Source organism: Nocardia sp. NPDC056000, from assembly GCF_042269265.1.
Taxonomy (GTDB): domain Bacteria; phylum Actinomycetota; class Actinomycetes; order Mycobacteriales; family Mycobacteriaceae; genus Nocardia.
Genome location: NZ_JBHJXS010000013.1, coordinates 253,529 through 274,786, shown reverse-complemented (window position 1 = coordinate 274,786; position 21,258 = coordinate 253,529). Strand labels below are relative to the sequence as shown.

Below are 21,258 nucleotides of genomic sequence, written 5' to 3'. Positions count from 1 at the left end.
GGGGCATCCTATGCGGACCGGGGTCCGGGGTGGTGGGCCACGTCTGATGCGCACACTTCCGGCAACTCGTCAGTCGAGGCCGCGCGCGTCCAAGGCCTCGCCGACCTGATCGGCCATGCGCAGGGTGCGAATCAGCAGGGGGATGAGGAATACGGTGCTGCGTTCGATGCCGCGGGCCCGTTGCGCGGCGCGCACCAGCTCGGCTTGTTCGCAAATGACCGGGATGAATCGGATGGTCATCGCGATCAGCAGGCCGACGCGATCCGGTCGCACACCGAGGGGACGCAGTGGGCGCAGTGCCTTTTCGATGGTGTCGATCATGGCCGAGGTGCGCGTGGTGAGCGTCACGAGATTGGCGAGCAGGACCAGGGTGAGTACGCGTTCGCCGACCAGGACCGCGCTCTGCCAACCGGTGAACAGCAGCTGTGCGAGCATGATCAGGGCCAGGAATGGCGCGAGGCTCAGCACCTGGCGGGCGGTCGCGGGCCAGGGGATGCGGGCAATCGCGTACAGCGCCAGCACAACCGCGAGCGCGATCGCCAGCCACATGATCGACGGCACGAAGAAGAGCGCGGTTCCGGCCACAGCGAGTACCACGAGCTTCGCCCCGGCGGGCACGCTGTGTACCGGGGTCGAAGAGTCGTGATAGAGGCTGAGCACCGGTAGATCCTGGCAGACGTCGCCCCCGGTGCGGTCAATGGCTCCCGGGCCGTGCGACCGAGTTCAGGGGAGCCGGGCGAGCTAGACTCGCTGCGTGGCAGGCCGACTTCCAGACCGCGATATCGCGGCGATTCGTGAACGCGCTCGGATCGAGGATGTGGTCGGCGAGTACGTGGCGCTCAAGCGTGCCGGTGCTGACTCCATGAAGGGGCTGTGCCCCTTCCACGATGAGAGGTCGCCATCGTTCCATGTGCGGCCCAATCACGGTCATTTCCATTGCTTCGGCTGTGGTGAGGGCGGTGACGTTTTCGCCTTCCTTCAGAAGATCGAGCACATCGGTTTCGTGGAAGCGGTCGAACAGGTCGCCGACAAGCTGGGCTACAAGATCAATTACGAGGGTGGCGGCACCTCGGTGCAGCGCGATCGCGGCACCCGCACCCGGCTCGTTGCCGCGAACGTCGCCGCGCACGAGTTCTACGCGGCCAAACTCGGTGAGCCCGAGGCGGAGACGGCCCGCAAATACCTCACCGACCGCAATTTCGACGCGAATGCCGCCGCGCAGTTCGGCTGCGGCTACGCGCCCGGCGGCTGGGACACCCTCACAAAGCATCTGCTGCGCAAGGGATTCGAGTTCAAGGAGCTGGAGGCGGCGGGTCTGTCCAAGCAGGGTCAGCGCGGCCCCATGGACCGTTTCAACCGCCGTCTGCTGTGGCCGATCCGCAATCTCAGCGGCGATGTGATCGGTTTCGGCGCGCGCCGCCTGTTCGATGACGACACCATGACCGCCAAGTACATCAACACCCCGGAAACGGTGCTGTACAAGAAGTCTCAGGTGTTGTTCGGGCTGGATCTGGCCAAGCGCGAGATCGCCAAGGGGCATCAGGCGGTGGTGGTCGAGGGCTACACCGATGTGATGGCCATGCATCTGTCCGGCGTGAAAACCGCTGTGGCGTCCTGCGGTACGGCGTTCGGTGACGAACATCTCGCCATGCTGCGCAGGCTGCTGATGGACGACAATTTCTGGCGCGGCGAGATCATCTACACGTTCGACGGTGATGCCGCCGGTCAGGCCGCTGCTTTGAAGGCGTTCTCCGGCGATCAGAAGCTGGCCGGGCAGACCTATATCGCCGTGGCTCCCGACGGCCTGGATCCGTGCGAACTGCGCCAGCGCAGCGGCGACGGTTCGGTCCGCGACCTGGTGGCGCGCCGAGTTCCGCTGTACGAGTTCGTGATTCGCGGTCTGCTCGCCGAGCACAATCTCGATACGCCCGAGGGGCAGGTCGACGCGCTGCGCCGCGGTGTGCCCGTGGTCGCGCAGATCAAGGACAACGCGCTGCGCAAGGCGTACGCCACCAAGCTGGCGGGCTGGGTCGGCTGGGATGACATCCAGATGGTCGTCCGCCGGGTGGGTGACGAGGCTCGCAAGAGCGCCCGCGGCGCCGCGGCGGGCGGCACCCGCCGCACCGGTGTGCCCGAACGTGAAGCGGCGCAACCGGTTACCGATCAACCGGCGGCGCGCCCCAACCCGCGCGATCCGGTCCTGGCTCCGCAGCGACAGGCGTTGACGGCGGCATTGCAGTACCCCGCCTTCGCGGGCCCGGTCTTCGATTCCCTTGAACCCGAAGCCTTCACGCACGCCGCCTATGTGGCGACCCGCGCCGCGATCGTCGAAGCGGGCGGTACCGCAGCGGGTTTGGGCGGCGCGGAGTGGGTGGCCGCCGTCGCCGACAACACCGACGATCTCACCATGCGCGCTTTGGTGTCCGAATTGGCCGCAGAGCAGCTACCGGTGAAATCCGAGGCCGATATCCCCCGTCTGGTCACCGGCGTGCTGGCGCGCGTTCAGGAGGCGTGGGTCGGTCGTCAGATCGCCGAACTGAAGTCCAAGTTGCAGCGCATCTCCTCCACCGAACAGTCCGAGGCGTACTTCGCCCTGTTCGGTGACCTGGTCGCGCTGGAGCAGTACCGCAAGAGCCTGCTCACCCAGGCCATGGGCAATTCCGACGACTTCGGCGGTCGCTAACCCCCCGGTTACACGCCGAAACACCCGAAACTGGCTGAGATCCGCCAACTTCGGGTGTTTCGTGGTCTTGCGGTAAAGCTACCGCCGCAACTGGTCGTGCGGCACCAGAATCGTGGTGCGCTCATCCAGCGGCTCCATGGGCTCCAGCTTCGGCTGCGTACTCAACTTGTCCGACAGCCGCTGCCGCGAAGCCTGCACCAATTTCCGTGTGACCGGACTCTCACTGATGGCGCGGGTAGTCTTACTGATCTGCTCATACCGGGCTCGCCCGGCCTTCGCGCCCAGCACATACCCGGCCGCGACGCCGATGATCAACCGCAGCATGTCGAGAAGCTCCTCCCGTTGGCCCTGTCCGCGTGTACATCCTGCCCGAAGCCCCGCCCCCTGTCGACGCCGCCCCTCCACCCGCATGTCCCCAGGTAGAGCCACGATTTGGGAACTGAACAACCCATACGCTAAAGTTTTCTCCGGTCGCCCGAGAGGGCAACCGGGACACAATCCCCTATAGCTCAATTGGCAGAGCAGCCGACTGTTAATCGGCAGGTTTCTGGTTCGAGTCCAGATGGGGGAGCCTATTCGGCCCCTGACCAGCGTGAGAAATCACCGGTCAGGGGCCGAAGTCGTTCCCGAACCCCGAAATTGTCCATTAAGTGTCCATAAACTCGGGGTACGTCCATTCTCGGGATGACCTTGGTCGTCCAAATCCACCAGCCCGCCGACGACGGCGTTATGAAGCAGCGCCGCCGCATCATGATGGACACGACCGCGGGCCATGTACTTGCGCTGGGTCATCGCAGGGTCAGCGTGCTGCAACACATCAGCGGTGACCCGCGCCGACAATCCGGCGTCATCGAGCAGCAGCGCCATGAATTTACGGAATGCGTACGGACTCAGCGCGTCCGGAAGTCCGAGTGCTTCGCGTACCCGCTGCCATTGATGATTGACGTTCACTGGGTCGCGCAATGTCCAGTCGAATGAGGGGAAGATCAGGTTCACCGGATAGTCGTCCGGCGGCGGGTTTTCACGCTTACGTTCCTGCATCCGATCCCACCGACGTATCAAGATGTCGACTGCGAAATCCGGAAGAGCGATCGTGCCTTGAGGGTTCTTCGGATCGTTGTCCTTCACCACCCGCACGAGACCCTTGCCCGTCACCCGAATCACTTTGCCGACCGTTCGAATGGTCTTCTTCCTTCGATCGAAGAAGGGCCATGCCAGCCCGAGCACCTGGCTCGGCCGCTGCCCACTGGCCGCCATGATCGCAATCAAATCCGCCAGATCAGCGTCCTCGCAGTACTCAGCGACCGTCGGCGGTGTGTACGAACGGATTCCACGCTTCTGCTCCGCATGGGTCAGCTTGCGCGGACACGGCACCGTGGACCAGTACACCGACGCCAGGATGAATCGCAGATCCTCTGCCTCGATACTTGCGGCACCACCGGTACGCCCCTTGGGGGATACATTCTCTGGAATCTCGGCTTCCCGAACCGGATTCACGAGAACTGCCGGACATTTGCGCACTGCGAACCGGAACATGCCGGACATCATCGATCGTGCGTTGAGCATGGAACCGCGACCATGGTTCTCCGCAACCCAGTCCAGAAACGCTTCCGCGGTAGCCGTCGTGAACTCTTCGGACACGATTCGTCGAAAGCCATACTCCTGCACCAACATCCCCGCCCAGCGGTCGTATAGCCGCAGGGTGTTGTCAGCACGGCCTTTCCTCACCAGATGCACCCGATACAGCACCCACAACTGCGCCACCGTCGTTGTAGCCGTCACCTCGCTGCCGATATCAGGAATCAGCGCCCCAGCAGCAGCCCGCACCGCGGCATCCGCGCGGCCGCCGTCCTTATCCGGAATCCTTCGACCGATGCTGTCGAACCGCGGTGGGGACATCCGCCGAACCCGTCGCAGTCGCCCACTACGGTCACGAACCCAGGTGTCTGCCAACCAGTGACCAGGGCGAACCTCAATCAGCCGCACCGCACCCGGCACACCGAGGGGCTGTCTAGGACGACCGGACTTAGCCATGACGTGCTGGCCGGTCGTCGCTGTCGATCTCCTCCATCGCATTCAACAGCGCCTCGACATTCCATAGGTACTTGCGCCCACGCCGTTTCGGGCTCGGCAGGTGAAACGGTGCCGTACCCGTACGATGCCACCGCCGCAAGACCTCCGGGTGGCAACACACAATCCGCGCCGCTGCATTGGTATCGACCCACCTGACCACATTGGGCGAGGCGGACGCCGTATCCGTTCGACTCAACTGCATCTTCATTCCTTCCACGAGACTTCGGGGGTTGACGAAACATGTTGTGCACCAGGCGGTCCCAGGTTCGCTAACGCGTCTTGATACTCGATCCGCCAAGCCGAACGCTTGGTGACGGCCGCCATGATCAGGTGCTCACGGGGAGGCACCGAGGTGTCACCCGGCTCGACGGGCGTGATCTTCAGGTGGGTCGTGTCGGGTTTGACGATGCCGACCTTGGCCAGGAGTTGCCGGACGAATTCGGCGCGGTCAATCTTGTAGTCTGGCAGGGTTTTCCCGCTCCACTGCCGAGAGTTCAGCACCCGACGACCGGGTAGCCCGAGCATGTCCCGGCGGTGTGCTTTGCGCCGACAACGACCGGGAATGGTCTTGCCCGTGACGCCTTGAGGAACGATGCCGTAGCGCAGCCAGACCGGGCATTGCTCGCAGCACGGGGTGCGTTGCAGTTCGTCGTGAAGCCGGTTGTAGTGGTCGGCGGTGCGTTGATTCGGTGCTTCGAGAATCTCCGATATGGCCTTGGTCAGGTATTTGGTGACGTAGCTGATATGGCGTCCGGCTTCCTCGGTGCCGCCGAGCACTCCGCGGATGTCCTGTCGATCGAACTGCGCACCGAGGCGCACAACATGTGCGGGTTCGAGATCGTCGACCGTGTCCAGGATGTCCAGCGCCTCATCCCAGGACGGCAACCGATCCCCGGTATCGGGGTCTACGAACGTGTTTCGGCTCGCATCCCACACCGGCATCCGCCCGGCGCCGTAGACCTCTTCATCGTGGTGCGGCCACCACACCTGGTGATAGGTCGCCGCAGCCACCTGTTTGATCACCTCACGCGGGATAGTGCCGCGGATCAGCACATGCACGTGCGGGGCTCCGCGACGCTGGGGTTCCACGACCGCGTAGTACTGCACGTTCCAGCCGACCACCCGGCGCAGGTTCTGCATGAGCCGATCCACCAGCGCAGCGAAATGGACCACGTCCCGCGCTGCCCGTGCATAGTCGTAGGACTTCGGATCGACCGGCGAGCCGTCCCCGCAGGAGCGGCCCTTGCGATCCACTGCGCCACCGCGGTGCACTCTGCCGTAGGACGGCATGGTGAAGGTGACCATCATCGACGGCCGGAACGCGCCCGCGTATTCACGGCCGATGGTGCGCTGATCGACTCGCCGCCGCGGAAGATCCGGCGCATCCTGCCGACGACGCGTCGACCGGGTACGCCGCTTCTTCGATACCGGATCCAAGGGCGGGATGCCGCGCCGGATTCCGGTCTCACGCAACTGTTCATCGAGCCCGCGGACACTGGCCCGAATCGCCTCGATGCGTTCGGTATCGCCATCGCGTTTGGCGTGCTGGTAGTCCTGGACCATGCGGGCCCGCGTCTCCAACAGATCGATTTGTTCGGTGGTGATCTCGTTGGTGGCGGTGCTGGGTTCTTCATCGAGATGCCATCCGTCACGGCATTGCTGAATCCGCAGCGAGCGGGCCCGCGCCGCACATGAGGGACAGATGCTGTCGAAGGTCGCCTTGCACGGTGCGCCAACGTATTCAGCCATTCCGGTGCGCGGGTCGTAGACGCGCATCGGAATCGGCCGGCGGCATACCCCGAAGTTGTCGGCCGCCGCTTCCGCGATCTCCAGGAATGATGGGCGGGCCCGCCGCTGAGCCGCAGTCTCATGGGTAAGCGAGGGACCGGGGGCGGTCTCCGCCGAATCATCTCCGGGAAGACCGCCCTCGACAACGGCAGTGATGCTCATGCCGCGACTCCATCCACACGTCCAGCCCGATCGGGGTCGAAGGCCGAGCGGTCGATGCCGTGCCGTTCCGCCGCCCGTAACTGGTGCTCGCGTGTGGCCTTGCGCAGTGCCGCCAACTGTGCTGGAGACGGAACCCGTTTCGGCGCAGCCAATTCCACGTCATACAGGTAGGTGAATTGCTGTCGACCCCAGCGCCGGTACCGGATTCGCCCGGCGATGTCCTGACCGTTCGGGCGTAATCCGTCAGCCGCGAGTTGCCGCCGAGTCCTCAGGTGCCGCGGTGCGCACCTCCACGGATATTCGGGAATCATGGCCGGTCCACCTTCCCCGTTGGAAGGGTCAATTCGACGTACACCCGGACCGCCGGAATATGCCGACTCGGATACGGACGCTCGTTCACCACGATGCGAAAGGCTTTGGACGCCAGCAGTTCTGCAAGAACTATCGTGATATCGCCGAGGTGACCGACCAGCCGTAGCTGTACATGCCCATTCATGCCGCGGTGTCCTCTCCGAAGTCCGCCAGGTTGATCGGACGCGGCAGTGGCGCGTACTCGGCCACAATGCGGTCCACATCGGCGTCCTGGACGTGGAAGGCACGAGCCCGTCGGAATCCGGCCTTGCCGTCCTCCTGCACGTAGCAGACCCCTTGCGTGGTAGTCGGGATCTCATCGCAGTGCGAGCCCCGCTCGCGGGCACCGCGCCCGTGGATCATGTCCACCTGACCCGACTCGTCCATGCCCAAACCGATCCGGTACGGGAACAGCTGCCGTTGCGGCACGGTGTCTTTCGAGGGATCGATCACCGTTTCGATGATCGAGAACAACGGGGCCCGCCCTTGCGAGAGCAGCATGCCGTGAGCGCGTTCGAATCTGCGCCGCAGTTCGGGATCAGAGAACGCACTCAGGGTGGCCGCCTCATCGATGATGACCACGGTGAGCGGATTCTCCGGGGTCGGCACGGGTTTGCGGACCTTGCCCCGATAGCGGTGCGTGGCCTCGCGCATATCGCGAACGGTGCCTTCGAGCAACGCGACCATGTCTTCGGGTTCGGTGCATTGGAACTGGGTGCACAGCGGTTCCAGGAACGACAGTTCCATAGCCTTCGGGTCGATCACCCGCAGATCGACCCGCCCGGATCGGATCGCCGGACCCATACCGTTGATCAGCGACCACAGCACCCCGGACTTGCCCGACCCGGTGCGCCCGGCCAGCAGCACGTGACTTCCCTGGATCGGCACGCACCAGGTGCTGCCGTCTTCGAATATCCCGGTGGGTACTGCTTCGAGATCGACATCGTCGGCGACCACCTGCGGCACCTTTGCCGCCGTGGCGAGGACATCGAATGCCCTCATCTCCAAGCAGATCCGCGAGGGCCCCGGCGAGGTCACCGTGACCTTGGGAACCCCCAGGTAATGCGCCATTGCATCGAGGGTTTCCGCATCGGTCCACGTCTTCGTGGACTGCCCGCCCAGCACCGTGAATTCCGCGATCAGACCGAAATCGGTGTAGTCCCACCACTCCAGCCGCGGGAACCCCGCCTCGACCGACCCGAGCTTGAGGGTCGCGAGCATCCGGTTGCGCTGGCCGTTGCCCGCCAAACGCGTTACCGCCGTGACCAATTCATCCGGAGCCTGTGCCATCATTCGCGTGAACGGCACACCCCGGGCCGCGCGTCGATAGGCCCAGAGCGCGGACAGGGTGCCCACCAGGAGCACCCCAACCGTGAACAGCATCTCGATCACCCCTGTCCCAACTCGCAGAACAACCGGCACAACTCACCCGGAGTCGGCAACGGCGGCTCATCGCACAGGAACTTGCACACCGGCGCAGCAGTGCTGGGAGTCGCGGCGGCCGATTGCGAAGGCGCACAGAACATCACGCACGCCGTCGTCGATGACACCACCGGATCGACCATCGGAACCTCTGGGCGGTGGCCGAACGCCATCAACAGTGCTGCCGGAACCACCCAGATCATTGCGACACCGGTCAGCACCGCGACCCAGGTGTGATAGCTCTTGAGGCTCATCACGCCACCTGCCCGTCCGCCGGAGCGGACACCTGGGCACGCAGCGCCGCCTCGACCGCGCTCACGAAGTCCCCGACCATGGCCGCAGCCATCGCGACCGGGATGTACATCTCCCCGGTACCGACGGTGATCAGGACCATGTCCACCGCGGTGCTGTAGTAGATCTCGATGCGCTGATCATCGAGGCCCTGATGGCAACTCGACGACACCTGCATCCACACGCGTTCGCTCATCACGCCACCGCCTTCGGGCCGTGCGAATCCTTCAGCGCCACAGCATGTTCCACCAGGACCACCGCGAGCTCCTCCAACAGGTCCCGGGCGTCGGCGATATCCAGAACCAGCGAACCCTTCAGGAAGTCGACCGACACCGAAGGCGGAACCTCGATGCCGTGCCGATCATTGGAGCCGTAGAAGTAGTGATGCCCGGCGATATAGCGCACGCCGGTCAGCCGGTCTTCACGGGCCAGGGCGTAAACCGAGGCCGACATCACGCCACCGCCTTCGGATCAACGGTCACGAATTCCGAATAGTCGTGCTGAGCCAGCACGCTCGGCAGCGCCTCCAGCAAGTCCTGCGCATCGGTGACGGTCAACGCCACCCGCGCATCACCGACCCGAAAGGACACATAGGCCGGAATCTCAAGCGCGCTACGGTTTTCGGGCCCGTAGTTCAGCACGTAAGCCGCTTCGTACTTGATCGCTCGCAGCTCTCCGTGCTCGGACGGAACGTTCACATGCGAGGGCATCAGGCCACCGCCTTATCCGCCGCGGACTTGTCCGAACGAACCGGACGCGTGGCCGGAGCATCAACCGGCGGCTGCTTGGCCCCGGACGTGTCACCCTTGATCCCGGTCGCCCGATACGTGTACGACATGGTCGCGAAATCACCTGCAACACTGGCCCGTGCCTCGACGGTCAGGCCCTCCAGCTCGATCTCCCACACACCCGGTCGCCACTCGCGCCCGACCGGAATCGGCCGGACCTCGGCCAGGAAGATGAGATTGACGCCCGCCTGCTTGTCCTTGACGTCCGCGTCCAGGTCCATCAACCGGGCCTTCCACATCAACAGCCCGGTGACCTCGTCCCGGTCCTGCTCCGTGGTGTACGCCCGCCGCCGCTCGTTGTACTTGTAGACCGGCTCGATGCCATCGAGCAGCAGCACGCCCTTCTCGAACGCCGCATCGTGCATCGCCGGAAACCGATGCCCCTTCTTGATTCCCATTGCGCTGATTCCTTCCTTCGGTGTCCCTGAGCTGAAATGTCTTGCCACATCAGGAAACTCGGAATGAAGAGTGCGAAACAGCGCACACGAAGGGTGCACATGACTCACGGGGGGCACACGTAGTGTGTTGGAGGTGCAGACCAGCCATGACTCCGAGCCGCTGAACGACCCCGCCAAATCAGGGCCGTTTCCTGCTTCAATGCCCGGATCGATTACGAGCCATGAGTCCATCCGGGAGAACGACTGGGACGCATTTCGCGGCATCGATTACATGGAAAACCACTGGACTCGCAGCGTGTGGTCAGCTGATCAGGAGACCTATTTCTGGTATCTGACGTTCGATGACCAGGCGCTGTCCCAGATGACTGAACGATGCCAGCGAGAACTCGGCGTAGTCGAACTGGACTTTGTCCCCATCGATGGACTGCACATCACCCTGCTGAAAATTGGGAATCGCGATCAGATCGCCGAAGGCGACATCTCAGCGATTGCCGATTGCGCGCAGAAGGGGCTCGGCAAGGTCGAACCCTTTGAACTCACGGTAGGGCCGCTTGCGGGGTCTCACGGTGCCATCCGTTTCTCGGTATCGCCATGGTCCGAGATACTGGCAATCCATGAAACCGTGCGAGCGGCGACGCTGTCGGTTCTTCCGCACCTGAAAACCGCGGAAACCCAGAATCTGCGCCCGCATCTCGGTATCGGTTACAGCAACCGCAGGCAACGTGCAGAACCCTTGATTTCAAAGGTTTCTCAGATCCGGGATATCTCCCCGGTCACCGTCCGTGTCGATACCGCAAAGCTTGTCCGCCTGCGTCGTGAGTCGAGCGCATACCGCTGGCACGATGTAGCCGCGCTCGAACTCGGCTCTAACGTCGAGTAGTCGCTGGCGCAGAGAACTCGCGGACCCGATCGGCCCAGTCTCGGAGGACGATCTGATACTCGTGCGCGCCGGTCGCATCGAATGACGTTGTGGCTGAACCGAACTCGTGCGCGCGTTGCCAGACGGACCGTATGGGCCGCTCTTCTGAGAAGGTCAATGCCTGGGACCCCAGATGCACCGCTTGCTCTACGTCTGGGCTACCGGATTTCAGCAGCGCCGTTGCGATGTCCAGACGAACCAGCGACCGACTCCAGACAGAATCGGACTCGTCTACGAGTGCTTCTACCTGATGACCGTATTGGAGGGTCCGGTCGTAGTCGCCCGCGGATAGGTACGCGGTTGCCGCATTGGCCGCGAGCCTGGCGTGGCTGTACGGCTCAAACGTGAGCGCAGGTGACAGTCCGGTCGGTGTAGGAAGACGTTCAGCGAGCGTGTTTGCGTGATTGATGGCCGAGTGAACCCCGTTGGCGTCGCCCATCTTTCCTCGGGCTCGCGCCAGGCCGTTCGACAGCAAGCGGATGGCCTGGGGGCCATCGGAGGCGTACCGCAGTCCGTCCTCGGCAAGCGTCGCGGCTGTGTCGTACTTTCCCATGTAGTACGCACAGAAGCTCTCGGTTCCACGAACCCACGCACGCAGCTGAGGATCTTCCAACAAGGTTGCGATATGAAAGGCTTCTTTTGCGTACATGCTGGCGTGAACGAATCGACCGCGATTGACCGCCATGTAGCTGAGCATCCCGGATAGCTTGGTAGCCAACTGATACAGCCGGGTAACTTGCCTCGGGTGCTGGCGCTGGCGAAGCAGTTCATCGATTCGGCATCGCAGAGCTATCACCTCTGGAGCGAGCCGTTTCGGTCCCTCTACTTCGTATCGATCGATGATGTCGGCAACCGCGAAATCGACGATATCCAGCACCGGGTCATCCACGTCAATTTGGCCCAACCACTGCAATCTCTGTGTGATCACCAGCGGGTTCTCGAATGCCTCCGGTGCGTCCTGAGTTGGTTCCTGGCTCAGAACGATGTCGGGATATCCGATATCAGCCGGTCGCAGATCCCTATTGAGCTTTGTCCCCAGAACCGCCAGCATCACGCGGCAGGAACGCTCGTTCGGCTGACCGACGATGCCGTCCATCCACTTCTTCACAAGCGTGTGACTGGTGGATAGCTCCGGGCCGCCATCGGTCCGGCTGTGATCCTGCATGCGCTTTGCCAGTCCGGTGGCGAGAACGCCAGCCTCCAGCATGACCGCAGTAAGCTTCTTGTTTTCCTGTGGAACTCGTGCCATGGGTAACCACCTGATCCCCACCATAGATAGCCCGCTATCTCAGTGTACGACCTGAAAACCCAACTTGCGCAAAGTTTTTCGACGCATTTTCGGGAATTCTACTAGCGGCGGTAATGAATTCGGCGGCGGAAGTGCCGCAGGGCATCGCTTGGTTTGGAGCGCTGCCGCATTTGGGGACTAGATGGGATGAGCGCGAGCGGTCCCCGGCTTTGCGCTCCCCATCGCGTTCCGAAGTTGTTGCGTTGGAACGGGAATGTTCCAGCGGTCCCCGGCTTCCAGCCCCGACGTGTGGTCAGGTGGTTGCCGAATTTAGCCGTACAGGATCAAGGCGACGCGCTGGCGCGCGCCGCGCCGCACTGCGCCCCACGACGGCCGAACTCCGCAGGCTCCGTCCGGCCGGAGCGTCGGTGCGTCGCGGCACACCCCCTCACCCCGCAATGATCGAAGTAATAGGCGAATTCGTCAGCCGCCCACGGCAGCCGGGCCCGATGCCCAGACCCGGCGACACCGGTCCCGGCCACGCTGACCGGTCCACAACGACGCCTCGCCACCATTCCGGCCGAAGACGCGAATGCCCCAGCGCCGCATGACCTTCCCGTCCCGACCTTCGAGCTCGACGCCGATGCCACCGACGCTCAGCCCCAGTCCGGCCTCCGGCTTACCCACCTCATCGAGGCAGCGCCCAGCCAGCATCCAGCACCCGGCCACCACGCCCACATCACCCGTGAAGAGGCACCTTCCGGCCGTCCCTGCCTGATCTCCCCAACGGCCGCCACGGATCGCGGTCTCGCCCGCACCGCCCCCTGCGCCACGATCGAAGCCGCGGCCGCCGCCGACAACGATGCAGCCGCCGCCCATTCCACCACCCACGCTCACGCGAGGACCGCGGCCACCATCGAAACGTCCAGTGCCACTGGCATTCAGGCCACTAGCCACGCCAGCGGCCAGCCGAGCGCGGACCCCGGAAACCGGTCTCTCGATGTCCGGCGGGGCGCAAGCCACCATGGCAGCACCCACACACCCCCGCCAAGACCAAGCCACTGGTCACCACGAATTCATCTCCCAATTGAGCTGCCGCACAATCTTTTTCAGGGAGATGAACCCGCGCCGAGCCTTGACAGGACCGCGCAGGCACCGCCCCAGTGTCCGGCGTCCCACCAGCCACCGAGAGCCCGGCCACTTCCGGACTCCACCCCCAGGAGGCCACCGTCATGTCCAGCAACCTGCACGTCAGCATCACCGGCCGCCTCGCCGCCGACCCCGTCCCCCGCGCGACCACGGGCGGCAAAATGGTCACCAACTTCACCGTCATCACCAACGACCGCCGCTTCGACCGCGACCGCAACGAATGGGTCGATGCGAACAAGACCGCCATCCGCGTCAGCTGCTGGGAAGACCTGGCCGAAACAGCCGGAAACTGCCTCTTCAAGGGCGATCTGGTCACGGTCACCGGACACCGGCTCCTGGCCAACCCCTACCTCGACAAGGAGGGCAAGCCCAACGCCGGACTGGAACTGACCGCCGACACCATCAGCGCCGAGCTCAAAGGCCAGCACGTGAAGATCACCCGACTCCAGCGCACCCCCGCCTCCACCCAGAACGGCACCGAACCCCCCTTCTGAACCACCCAGCACGACCGGGCCCGGCACCACCGGGTCCGGTCCCCGCACCCACCTACCGCGAACAACTGCCGAATTCGCCTATTACTTAGATAGATCGGAACCGAACACCCAGACGCAGGAACCCAACGCAGGACGCTTCCTCAGCGGCCAATTGTCCCAAACAGCCGATCAAGCCAGTCAACCCACGCTGCGCTCTTCGGGGTTGACAGGCCCGCCCGGCCGCGGGAACGGCCAGTATGAGGAAGCAGGGAGAAGTACAGTCCGCAACTGCATGTCAACCTTGTTCGAGCTCCCCTGGCGGCATCAAGAGCTCCCGCTGAGGACGACCATCGCTGCTGACGGACCCACGTACTCCAAGATCCTTCCGCGCAACCTCATGGAACACGTTGATCGCCTTAAACACGTCCCTAAAGCGCTGCAGCCATTCTGGGTGTGCACCTGCCACCTCACCTCGAGACTGGTACATCAGCGTTTCAACGACGACATTCAGAGCATGAGCCGCTTCAACTACGTCCCCACTTCCAAGCAGCACCACCCTCTCGAACGCGCGACTCCGAACGCGGGCGGCCTCATTCACGGCGTCTCGCAACTCGCTCTCCGGTAGAGAACCCGCTTGGGGCGCTCCACGTCGGTATGCGTTGTACAGGGTTGCCGCCGCCGAGCAATTCGCTCGTACACGATCGATGTAAGCCTCATAGGCGTCGAGCTTCTTGCTATCCCAACGTGTGGAGAGCTCGTACTGGTTTCGCTGCCGTGTCAACAGGTAGGTCGCGAAGTACGTCGCCATCGCGCCGACGAGTACCGCACCGATCGCAATGAGCTGGCTGACCATGTTGCCCCCCAGATGATGTGAACCACTGCCAGCATTGAATCTGTTAACTGCCACGGGCGCAACAACATTGGCCCGAACTGGATCCCCTCGCTTATCTGAGGTCCTGTTTCATCTCCCAGACCGTCACCAGGCCGTCGGCGGCTGCAAAGAGCTCGGAAGCAGCACGAACTAATGAGACGATTCGCCCGGCACAAACGCCGCTTCAGCATGATCACCGCAGGAGCGCAAACCTTATTTTCAAGATCCTCGACATCTTCGAAGCCACGTGCAACGTTTGAAATCATCAGTCCAGCAGTATGTTTGACACCATGCAGGATTCAGCCGCCACGGCTTGGCGGAATGTGCTCAAGGACATCACCGCGACCAGGGAGGCCGCGGAATCGTGGCGGCAAACCCGCTATCGGTTTGCGCACGCACTCGCACTGGCGCTCGCCGGGCCTGGAAAGAACGGAGAACCGGCGATCTCCGGTTCTGTCTTGTACGCCGTGTGGCTCGAGTGGGGTCTGCTCTACGTCGGCCAGACCAACGAAGCGGAGCGCCGACTGCGAGATCTGGCGATCGGCGAGAGTCATCATCTGGCCAACACGTTCCCGCCCGAAATCTGGAATCGTGTTGTCGTGATCTCGTGGCCGCAACTTCCCGAGGCCGAAATCCTGATCCAGAAGTTTGGGCGTGAGGCCGTTGGTCTCGGGCTGGAACACCGCATCCAAGCGGATTTGCAGCCCTTGGCCAATGCGTCCACCAGAAAGCGAGACGGTACTTGGCGGTCTGTGGACTGGAGCAAGAGCCGGTCGGTGGGTGCCCAGACGGGTGTGCAGATCGATGTGCTGTTCGCCGCGGTGAAGAAGGCATGGGACGATCCGTCGAACTCCGCTGTGTGTCGAGTGATTCATCCTGGGGACTTGCTCTAGGTGCCAACAAGTGTCCACGAATCCCAACCGCATCTCCGTTGCGTCGGGTTGTCCGAGATCCCGGCGACATCTGAATATCCGTTGGTATGCAACAGGTTTCGGCTGTAAGTTGACCGATCGTGTTGTCTGAGGTAGCACCCTTACTGACCCTCGGCAGGTTTCTGGTTCGAGTCCAGATGGGGGAGCCTAAACAGGCCCCGACCGATGAATGAAATCATCGGTCGGGGCCTGTTCTCGTTGCACGGGGCGAAATCCTCAACTAAGTCGCACAAAAGTCGATACTCGTCCATTTCCCTCGTGACCTTGGTCGGGACCGGTCTCTGTGCCGCCGGTGACGTGCAAGATTGCCGCTGCATGATGATCAAGGGTGGTGCTGTGCGCCGCCGCTGCACTGCGCCACCGTGCGGGCGGGCTCCGCAGGCTCTCCCCGCCCGGAGCGTCGACGACGCCCAGTACCGCTGTATTGATCCAAGCAATAGGCGAATCCGGCGGCCGCCCACGCCAGCCGAGCCCTATGCCCAGACCGTCAGCACCAGGCCCGACCGCTCTGACCGGTCCAAAACAACGCCTCGATATCGCTCCGAACATAACCGCGAATCCACCAGCGCCGCATGACCTTCCCGCCCTGGCCTTTCAACTCGGCACCGATTCTGCCGACGCTCAGCCCCATCCCAGCGTCGGACTTACCGACCTCGCCGACGCGGCGGCCGATGCCCATCCGGCACCCGGTCGCGGCACCCACCTAACGCGAATAGCTGCCGAATTCGCCTATTACTTAGATTTAAGACTCAGGCCCGCAACCGGTTCCGCCTAGCCCTGCTAAGGGTTCCCCCGCTTCCTCAACGGCCCGATTATCTCGCTCCAGGAGCACGTGTCTAGGACCACCCACCGGGTGGTCGCTGCGTGGTGCCTTCGGCATCCTCGACCCGCACTGCAACCGCCGAGGGCGGCCTATATGAGGAAGAGGGGAAGAGAAGTCGCGAAGTCTCGGACCAGCGCCTATGTGTTAGCGGGATGGTCTCCGATAAGGTCGCAGACCAGCGTTGGTGTCTTAGCCAGATGGTTAAGGCATAAGGCGGAAGGTTGATATATAACCCGATTAGGGCTTCACGCTGTTCAACGTCAAGTAACCTAAGGCCCGTCCAGCGGACGGGACTAATCCCTCGCCCGGGATCTCGATACAAGAAGGGGCGGATGCCTGCGGCAACAGGCAGAGCCGCCCTCCGAGGTTCAGATCAATGCCAGCAGAGCAAGAGCAGTAGTACCGGCAGCCAACCTGGACACCCGACGGAGACCTCCACGGCGATTCTCATCGCGTGCGGGGTCTTCCGTCTCTTGTTATGGCGCTTTGCCATCCGATCACCTCCTTCCTTCAGGGCAAGCAACGGCCGTCACACGGACGGACATCGCTCTCCCGGGAGGACGAGGCGGCTACAGGCTATCGGCAGAACCCCACTCGCACAGCGAGATTGCCGACCATCGTTTGAATTGAGTCAGATCTGACCGAAGAAGCGTCAGATCTGACTGCTCAACCGCCAAACTTAGCGCTTGCGATTCAGCTGAAGGCGGTCGAGCCAACTACTGACGGGTCCGACAGGTCCTTTCAGGACTGACTTCCGGCAGAGGCGACAAGAGGTTGCTCCGTTGCACTCAACCGCAAGGAAGTCTCACCAAAGTATGCGGCGATCCGAGTCGTGTCGGGTCGTCCTAGAATGCTGACCGCCTGTGATTGCCGAGCGATCTGACTGTTGGACAACGCATTTCGAGCGATCATTGACAGCTGTGGTTGCGTGAATTAATGAAGGACTCACGCGCTCGGCAGGCTTCTGGTTCGAGTCCAGATGGGGGAGCCTAAAGCGGCCCCTTGATGAGGGGCTTTCTCGTCGTCGAGCTAATCTCGCGAATCCCACCGAGCATGCTGCCGCACAGAGTCGGCAATAACGCCACCGGCGACATGCTTTCGACCGGTGCGGAAAACTGCTGTCGGTCATAGACTTCCACCTCACCGGGACGAAAACGGCCAACCCGGGTGACGGCTGTTCGGTCAAGGTGGACTGGAATCCGGCCCTGCAACGGCCACGGGCGTACTTCTTGTACACCAACCAAAACCCGGTGTGGGCACTCGCCCGCGGGCTTTCTCCGATCTCTGACGACGTGATCGGCTTCGTGTTCGACGGCAAACCCCGACAGGACATCGACACTCTCCGCGATCACCCGTACTGGGCTTACCACTTCGGCGGCCGGTGACGTCCGTCGCGACCAGGGCGGTGGCCTCAGTTCGCGTTGGTGGTGGTGCCGTCGACCCAGAGCGTCGCGCGAACCCATTCAACTGCCCGCGCCGGTTCGGTGTGGGTGTCGATGCCCAGCACATGGACATTGCCCAACTGCCGGCCGTTGCCGTTCACCCGCAGAGTGCGACGGGTATTGCCGTCAGGCTGCGGATGAACGATCGCGGCGACCGGCGTGTGTTCGGGGCTGTAGCCGACGATGTAGGTGAGGAGTTGATGGACGTCGGCCGCGCTGACGGTGCGGGTGGCGTAATGCTTGTACTTCGCGTCGGCTGGAAACAGCGCCTCGTTGGGCGTTCCGGTGTGTAGTCGCAGCAGCACGTCGGGCCGAAACGGCGGCCGTGAGGACAGGTCACCACGGATTGTGAGGCCGAGCTGTCCGGTCGAGGAGACGATGGTGCCGCCGAGTGGGGCGGCGGCGTCGCTGAGGAGGCGGTGCACGATGGCTTCCCACAAACGGGGCATGTCCAACAGCAGGCTGCCGGCCGAATGTCCTTGATCGGTCAGCAGATTCGTGACGCCGCCCGCACGTAGGATCAGTCCCGCCCACTGGTGTGCGTTGCGGTAGCGATGGTTTACGCGGGTGTAGGAGGCGCGGTCGAGCAGCCGAACCGCCTCGCCTGGAATGATCCCTGTCGGGAATTCCGTTGCGATGGTGCCGAGTTGGTGTGCGAGATGATCGTCGATCGCCAAGGTGCGTGCGGCGCGCAGGGCTGTGCCGCAGACGCGGTTCTCCCAGATGTCTATGTCGCGGTCGAAGGTTTGCATGTGCAACTTGTCGACCATGCCGTATCGCCGGGAGACCTGCGCTGCCACGTCCAGGCGTCCGCGCAGCACGCTGTCCACGGCGGCCCGGCGAATGTAATCGCGGCGCAGCCCGTCCCGCAGAAGGTTTCGGCATTCATCGAGCAGCGCCGCAGCGATGACATCGGTGAGGCCGTGCCGGCCGGAAATCCAGCGGTGGGTGGCGTCGGTGGGTACGGGCGTGTGGGCGGCATAGCAAAGCCACCGCAGCAGCGATGGCTCGTCGAAGGCGATCTTGGGAGTGATGATCAGACGCAGGCGGTCGAGTCCGAGTACACCGACAGTCGCGCTCGCGGTGAGGCGCCAACCGGTGCGTTCGGGAGTCACGGTGAATCGCTTGGAGGCCTGCAGGGCGCGCAGCCGCTCGAGGTCGCTGTCGGTGACTTGGTCGGTGCGCACCACGACCGATTCGTATTCGGCCAGGCAGAGGTCAGTCATCGAGTTCGCCACTCCCGGTGGTGAACTCGGCGGCGAGAGAGGTGGCGAGATCGTGCACCGCGATCTGAGCGGGCCGACCGGTGTCGGCATCGACCAGGCGGCCCAGGATCCTGCGTAGCAGTTCGGTGCGGCCAAGGGAGTAGTCCTCGATCAGGGGGACGATGTCGTGATAGAAGGCGGCGGCCAGTTCCTCCTCGGTTGCGACGGGCTCGTCCCCACGCAGCAGGTAGGCATGGCCGATCTGGTGGTCGGCGTCCAGACACGCGGTGATGCGGGTGTTCAGCGCTTCGAGAAAGGCCGCCAGATCGAGCGGACCGATGCTGCTGGACAGGAGTTCGGGATCGGGGCCGATGTGCAGGAAGGCGAAACGGCGGCGGATCGCGGCATCGAGGTGGCTGACGCTACGGTCGGCGGTGTTCATGGTGCCGATGATCCGTACATTGGGCGGAACCGCGAACTCGCGCTTACTGATCGGCAGGCGCACCGGAATTCCGCGCTTGTCGGGCTCGAGTAGCGTGATCAGTTCACCGAATATGCGTGGCAGATCACCACGGTTGATCTCATCGATTATCAGCAGGAATGGGCGGTCCGGGTCCTTGGCGGCCGCAGTGCACAGTTCGTGGAACAACCCGTCGGACAGGGCGAGCTGCAAGCCGGGGTCGGTGGACAAGTGGTCAGGTTTGTAGCCCTCGACGAAATCTTCGTATCCGTAGGACGGATGGAAGGTCACCAAGCAGACACGGCCTGCCGCAAGCATGTCGGCTAAGGCGCGGGAACGATCCGGTGCGTCGATCAAGGCCGTACGACCGCTCGTGGCGAGCGCGACGTTGAGCGCCAGACGGGTCTTTCCCGTGCCGGGCGGCCCGTGCAGGATCACCTGACTCTTCCGGTCCAGTGCCGCCAAAACCGGGGCAACGTCTTCGGGTACCGGCACCGATAAATGGGCCACGGTCTCGGCGAGATTCTCAATTCCTCTCTCGAGGATGGACTGGAACAGCTTCTCGGGGACTTTGGCGAAGGTCGGCCTCCAGCCGCGCTGTGGTTGGGGCAGTTCCTGCGCGTAGTGAGTGTCCCAGTCGACGGGCACGACATGCTTTGACGCGGTGCGGGTTTCGTCGAATCGGTAACCGCCGGTGACGGTGCCAATGGCGAGGATTTGGGACATGCCGCGGTTGGCGACGATGCGGTCGCCGGGTTCGAGATCACGGAAGGCCAACAGATTCCGGGCCTTGGCCTTGTTACCGCTGGTGGTTTCGGGCCAGTGCTGGTCGAGGGCGTGTTTGAGTTCGGTGTCGCTGGTGTACTGACTCAGGTCGCCGACCTCGTCCCATTCGACGCAGATGAATTCCCCTGTGCGGCAGTCGCCCCAGTAGCGGGCGTTGTTGCCGGGGGCGATCTTCCAGACGGTGCGTTTGGTGGGACGGGGGTCGAAAGCCTGGTACAGCAGCAACATCACCTCGTGCGGATTCCAGTCGCGCAGTTCAGGTTCGAGGTTGACCAGTTCGCGCAGCTGCCTGTTCGCCCGCCATGCGGCTGCATTGGGTTCGGGTGTGCCGCCGAACAATTCGATGAACGACCTGAGGTGCGAGACCGAGGAGATCGGTAAGAAGTGTTGCGGGAAGTAGGTGGACAGGGTTTTCGTCACCAGCGACTGCCCGGATCGAAGGATCTCGAGCTCGTCGAGTGCGGCGAAGTCACTCCGTGCGGCGGCATCGAACGCGGTGACGAACTCGCCGCGGAGCCGTTCCCACGCGGTGTCGGTATCGAGTCCGTGCAGTGCGGGTGCCAGTCTCCATTCCCCCGAATTATGGCGGAAGATAATGTGTTTGCTGGCGCTACCACCACCGAGGCGGCCAAGATTCGGAGTCCCGAACTCCATCAGCTTGCAGTACGGAACCTCGTCCCCGTCGCTGCCCAAACCTAGAGCATATCGCCGCAGCGGCAGTTCCTGCCACGCTTCCAGCGGGAACTGCGTCAGGACCTCCTGGCGTTGCTGGCCGACCAGCGCGAGATGCTCGGCAGTGCCGGGGCGGTCGAAATCCTCGATTGCGCCGTGAAGATCCATGGGCTTCCTCGTTGTATCGACAAGTGGGCTATTCAGCTGCTCGGTATTCAAATCCATTGGGCGACAGTGTCGTTACATAGGGAAGACTTGACTGCGAGCACATCCCAGGTGCTGTTGCTGAGTCGTCGTCAGCAGATGAGGGCGCCACGAGGCCGCCGACAACGTGATCGCGAG

General features: G+C 63.2%; 21 protein-coding genes and 1 tRNA gene. 5 read left to right on the top strand and 17 right to left on the bottom strand.

Translation table 11 applies throughout. The annotated features are described in order from the left end of the window. Positions 1-69: 69 nt before the first annotated feature. A complete protein-coding gene (locus tag ACFC4D_RS34770; protein ID WP_376069612.1) occupies positions 70-660 on the bottom strand; it encodes an energy-coupling factor transporter transmembrane component T family protein in 591 nt (196 codons plus the stop codon). Positions 661-754: 94 nt separating this feature from the next. Here ACFC4D_RS34770 and dnaG point away from each other — a divergent pair, with 94 nt between their 5' ends. Continuing rightward, positions 755-2,683 carry a DNA primase gene (dnaG, locus tag ACFC4D_RS34765; protein WP_376069610.1) on the top strand — a complete coding sequence of 643 codons (1,929 nt, stop codon included), beginning with the start codon at positions 755-757 and terminating at the stop codon, positions 2,681-2,683. A 78-nt stretch (positions 2,684-2,761) separates the two neighbouring features. Here dnaG and ACFC4D_RS34760 read toward each other — a convergent pair whose 3' ends face one another. Beyond that, a complete protein-coding gene (locus tag ACFC4D_RS34760) occupies positions 2,762-3,007 on the bottom strand; it encodes a hypothetical protein (protein ID WP_364638469.1) in 246 nt (81 codons plus the stop codon). A gap of 174 nt (positions 3,008-3,181) precedes the next feature. Between ACFC4D_RS34760 and ACFC4D_RS34755 the strand changes: the two genes are divergently transcribed. Beyond that, positions 3,182-3,254 (top strand) — tRNA-Asn (locus ACFC4D_RS34755). A 29-nt stretch (positions 3,255-3,283) separates the two neighbouring features. On the opposite strand, the gene xerC is transcribed toward ACFC4D_RS34755, so the two are convergent. From xerC to ACFC4D_RS34705, 10 genes are all read right to left on the bottom strand, one after another. Continuing rightward, positions 3,284-4,582, bottom strand: a complete 1,299-nt coding sequence (gene xerC, locus ACFC4D_RS34750) for a tyrosine recombinase XerC (RefSeq protein ID WP_376069608.1) — start codon at positions 4,580-4,582, stop codon at positions 3,284-3,286. Positions 4,583-4,960: 378 nt separating this feature from the next. Further along, a complete protein-coding gene (locus ACFC4D_RS34745) occupies positions 4,961-6,706 on the bottom strand; it encodes a replication initiator (protein WP_376069605.1) in 1,746 nt (581 codons plus the stop codon). Then, positions 6,703-7,017, bottom strand: a complete 315-nt coding sequence (locus ACFC4D_RS34740) for an RRQRL motif-containing zinc-binding protein (protein WP_376069602.1) — start codon at positions 7,015-7,017, stop codon at positions 6,703-6,705. The genes ACFC4D_RS34745 and ACFC4D_RS34740 overlap by 4 nt, the downstream gene beginning before the upstream one ends. Further along, the gene (locus ACFC4D_RS34735) at positions 7,014-7,202 is read right to left on the bottom strand and encodes a hypothetical protein (RefSeq protein WP_376069600.1); all 189 of its coding nucleotides are present in this window, start codon (positions 7,200-7,202) and stop codon (positions 7,014-7,016) included. Before ACFC4D_RS34735 ends, ACFC4D_RS34740 begins: the two co-directional genes overlap by 4 nt. Continuing rightward, the gene (locus tag ACFC4D_RS34730) at positions 7,199-8,440 is read right to left on the bottom strand and encodes an FtsK/SpoIIIE domain-containing protein (protein ID WP_376069597.1); all 1,242 of its coding nucleotides are present in this window, start codon (positions 8,438-8,440) and stop codon (positions 7,199-7,201) included. Before ACFC4D_RS34730 ends, ACFC4D_RS34735 begins: the two co-directional genes overlap by 4 nt. A gap of 5 nt (positions 8,441-8,445) precedes the next feature. After that, positions 8,446-8,733 carry a hypothetical protein gene (locus tag ACFC4D_RS34725; RefSeq protein ID WP_376069594.1) on the bottom strand — a complete coding sequence of 96 codons (288 nt, stop codon included), beginning with the start codon at positions 8,731-8,733 and terminating at the stop codon, positions 8,446-8,448. After that, positions 8,733-8,966 (bottom strand): hypothetical protein, encoded by a 234-nt coding sequence (locus ACFC4D_RS34720; protein ID WP_376069592.1) that lies wholly within the window; start codon positions 8,964-8,966, stop codon positions 8,733-8,735. Before ACFC4D_RS34720 ends, ACFC4D_RS34725 begins: the two co-directional genes overlap by 1 nt. After that, positions 8,966-9,223, bottom strand: coding sequence for a hypothetical protein (locus ACFC4D_RS34715; RefSeq protein WP_376069589.1), 258 nt, complete (start codon positions 9,221-9,223; stop codon positions 8,966-8,968). Before ACFC4D_RS34715 ends, ACFC4D_RS34720 begins: the two co-directional genes overlap by 1 nt. Continuing rightward, positions 9,223-9,480: a hypothetical protein gene (locus ACFC4D_RS34710; RefSeq protein ID WP_376069586.1), complete on the bottom strand. Its 258-nt coding sequence runs from the start codon at positions 9,478-9,480 to the stop codon at positions 9,223-9,225. Before ACFC4D_RS34710 ends, ACFC4D_RS34715 begins: the two co-directional genes overlap by 1 nt. Beyond that, positions 9,480-9,956 (bottom strand): hypothetical protein, encoded by a 477-nt coding sequence (locus ACFC4D_RS34705; protein WP_376069583.1) that lies wholly within the window; start codon positions 9,954-9,956, stop codon positions 9,480-9,482. Before ACFC4D_RS34705 ends, ACFC4D_RS34710 begins: the two co-directional genes overlap by 1 nt. 133 nt (positions 9,957-10,089) lie before the next feature. On the opposite strand from ACFC4D_RS34705, the gene ACFC4D_RS34700 reads away from it, so the two are divergent. Then, a complete protein-coding gene (locus tag ACFC4D_RS34700) occupies positions 10,090-10,836 on the top strand; it encodes a 2'-5' RNA ligase family protein (protein WP_376069580.1) in 747 nt (248 codons plus the stop codon). Here ACFC4D_RS34700 and ACFC4D_RS34695 read toward each other — a convergent pair. Continuing rightward, positions 10,823-12,124 carry a hypothetical protein gene (locus tag ACFC4D_RS34695; protein WP_376069577.1) on the bottom strand — a complete coding sequence of 434 codons (1,302 nt, stop codon included), beginning with the start codon at positions 12,122-12,124 and terminating at the stop codon, positions 10,823-10,825. The two genes, ACFC4D_RS34700 and ACFC4D_RS34695, sit on opposite strands and share 14 nt — an antisense overlap. A gap of 462 nt (positions 12,125-12,586) precedes the next feature. After that, complete coding sequence (locus ACFC4D_RS34690) at positions 12,587-13,000, bottom strand: hypothetical protein (protein ID WP_376069575.1); 414 nt, start codon at positions 12,998-13,000, stop codon at positions 12,587-12,589. Between the two features lie 335 nt (positions 13,001-13,335). On the opposite strand from ACFC4D_RS34690, the gene ssb reads away from it, so the two are divergent. Beyond that, positions 13,336-13,746 (top strand): single-stranded DNA-binding protein, encoded by a 411-nt coding sequence (gene ssb, locus ACFC4D_RS34685; RefSeq protein ID WP_376069572.1) that lies wholly within the window; start codon positions 13,336-13,338, stop codon positions 13,744-13,746. A 274-nt stretch (positions 13,747-14,020) separates the two neighbouring features. On the opposite strand, the gene ACFC4D_RS34680 is transcribed toward ssb, so the two are convergent. After that, on the bottom strand, positions 14,021-14,578 hold the full coding sequence (locus ACFC4D_RS34680; protein ID WP_376069569.1) for a hypothetical protein: 558 nt from the start codon (positions 14,576-14,578) through the stop codon (positions 14,021-14,023). A 308-nt stretch (positions 14,579-14,886) separates the two neighbouring features. Between ACFC4D_RS34680 and ACFC4D_RS34675 the strand changes: the two genes are divergently transcribed. Then, positions 14,887-15,489 (top strand): hypothetical protein, encoded by a 603-nt coding sequence (locus ACFC4D_RS34675; RefSeq protein WP_376069566.1) that lies wholly within the window; start codon positions 14,887-14,889, stop codon positions 15,487-15,489. Between the two features lie 2,273 nt (positions 15,490-17,762). Here ACFC4D_RS34675 and ACFC4D_RS34670 read toward each other — a convergent pair. Next, on the bottom strand, positions 17,763-19,019 hold the full coding sequence (locus ACFC4D_RS34670) for an McrC family protein (RefSeq protein ID WP_376069563.1): 1,257 nt from the start codon (positions 19,017-19,019) through the stop codon (positions 17,763-17,765). After that, a complete protein-coding gene (locus ACFC4D_RS34665; protein WP_376069560.1) occupies positions 19,012-21,084 on the bottom strand; it encodes an AAA family ATPase in 2,073 nt (690 codons plus the stop codon). Before ACFC4D_RS34665 ends, ACFC4D_RS34670 begins: the two co-directional genes overlap by 8 nt. Positions 21,085-21,258 lie beyond the last annotated feature (174 nt).

Bases quoted from the DNA above. Each gene is read 5' to 3' on its own strand.
- ACFC4D_RS34760 (WP_364638469.1), bottom strand. From the start codon at position 3,007: ATGCTGCGGTTGATCATCGGCGTCGCGGCCGGGTATGTGCTGGGCGCG.
- xerC (WP_376069608.1), bottom strand. From the start codon at position 4,582: ATGTCCCCACCGCGGTTCGACAGCATCGGTCGAAGGATTCCGGATAAG.
- ACFC4D_RS34745 (WP_376069605.1), bottom strand. From the start codon at position 6,706: ATGAGCATCACTGCCGTTGTCGAGGGCGGTCTTCCCGGAGATGATTCG.
- ACFC4D_RS34740 (WP_376069602.1), bottom strand. From the start codon at position 7,017: ATGATTCCCGAATATCCGTGGAGGTGCGCACCGCGGCACCTGAGGACT.
- ACFC4D_RS34735 (WP_376069600.1), bottom strand. From the start codon at position 7,202: ATGAATGGGCATGTACAGCTACGGCTGGTCGGTCACCTCGGCGATATC.
- ACFC4D_RS34730 (WP_376069597.1), bottom strand. From the start codon at position 8,440: ATGCTGTTCACGGTTGGGGTGCTCCTGGTGGGCACCCTGTCCGCGCTC.
- ACFC4D_RS34725 (WP_376069594.1), bottom strand. From the start codon at position 8,733: ATGAGCCTCAAGAGCTATCACACCTGGGTCGCGGTGCTGACCGGTGTC.
- ACFC4D_RS34720 (WP_376069592.1), bottom strand. From the start codon at position 8,966: ATGAGCGAACGCGTGTGGATGCAGGTGTCGTCGAGTTGCCATCAGGGC.
- ACFC4D_RS34715 (WP_376069589.1), bottom strand. From the start codon at position 9,223: ATGTCGGCCTCGGTTTACGCCCTGGCCCGTGAAGACCGGCTGACCGGC.
- ACFC4D_RS34710 (WP_376069586.1), bottom strand. From the start codon at position 9,480: ATGCCCTCGCATGTGAACGTTCCGTCCGAGCACGGAGAGCTGCGAGCG.
- ACFC4D_RS34705 (WP_376069583.1), bottom strand. From the start codon at position 9,956: ATGGGAATCAAGAAGGGGCATCGGTTTCCGGCGATGCACGATGCGGCG.
- ACFC4D_RS34695 (WP_376069577.1), bottom strand. From the start codon at position 12,124: ATGGCACGAGTTCCACAGGAAAACAAGAAGCTTACTGCGGTCATGCTG.
- ssb (WP_376069572.1), top strand. From the start codon at position 13,336: ATGTCCAGCAACCTGCACGTCAGCATCACCGGCCGCCTCGCCGCCGAC.
- ACFC4D_RS34680 (WP_376069569.1), bottom strand. From the start codon at position 14,578: ATGGTCAGCCAGCTCATTGCGATCGGTGCGGTACTCGTCGGCGCGATG.
- ACFC4D_RS34675 (WP_376069566.1), top strand. From the start codon at position 14,887: ATGCAGGATTCAGCCGCCACGGCTTGGCGGAATGTGCTCAAGGACATC.
- ACFC4D_RS34670 (WP_376069563.1), bottom strand. From the start codon at position 19,019: ATGACTGACCTCTGCCTGGCCGAATACGAATCGGTCGTGGTGCGCACC.
- ACFC4D_RS34665 (WP_376069560.1), bottom strand. From the start codon at position 21,084: ATGGATCTTCACGGCGCAATCGAGGATTTCGACCGCCCCGGCACTGCC.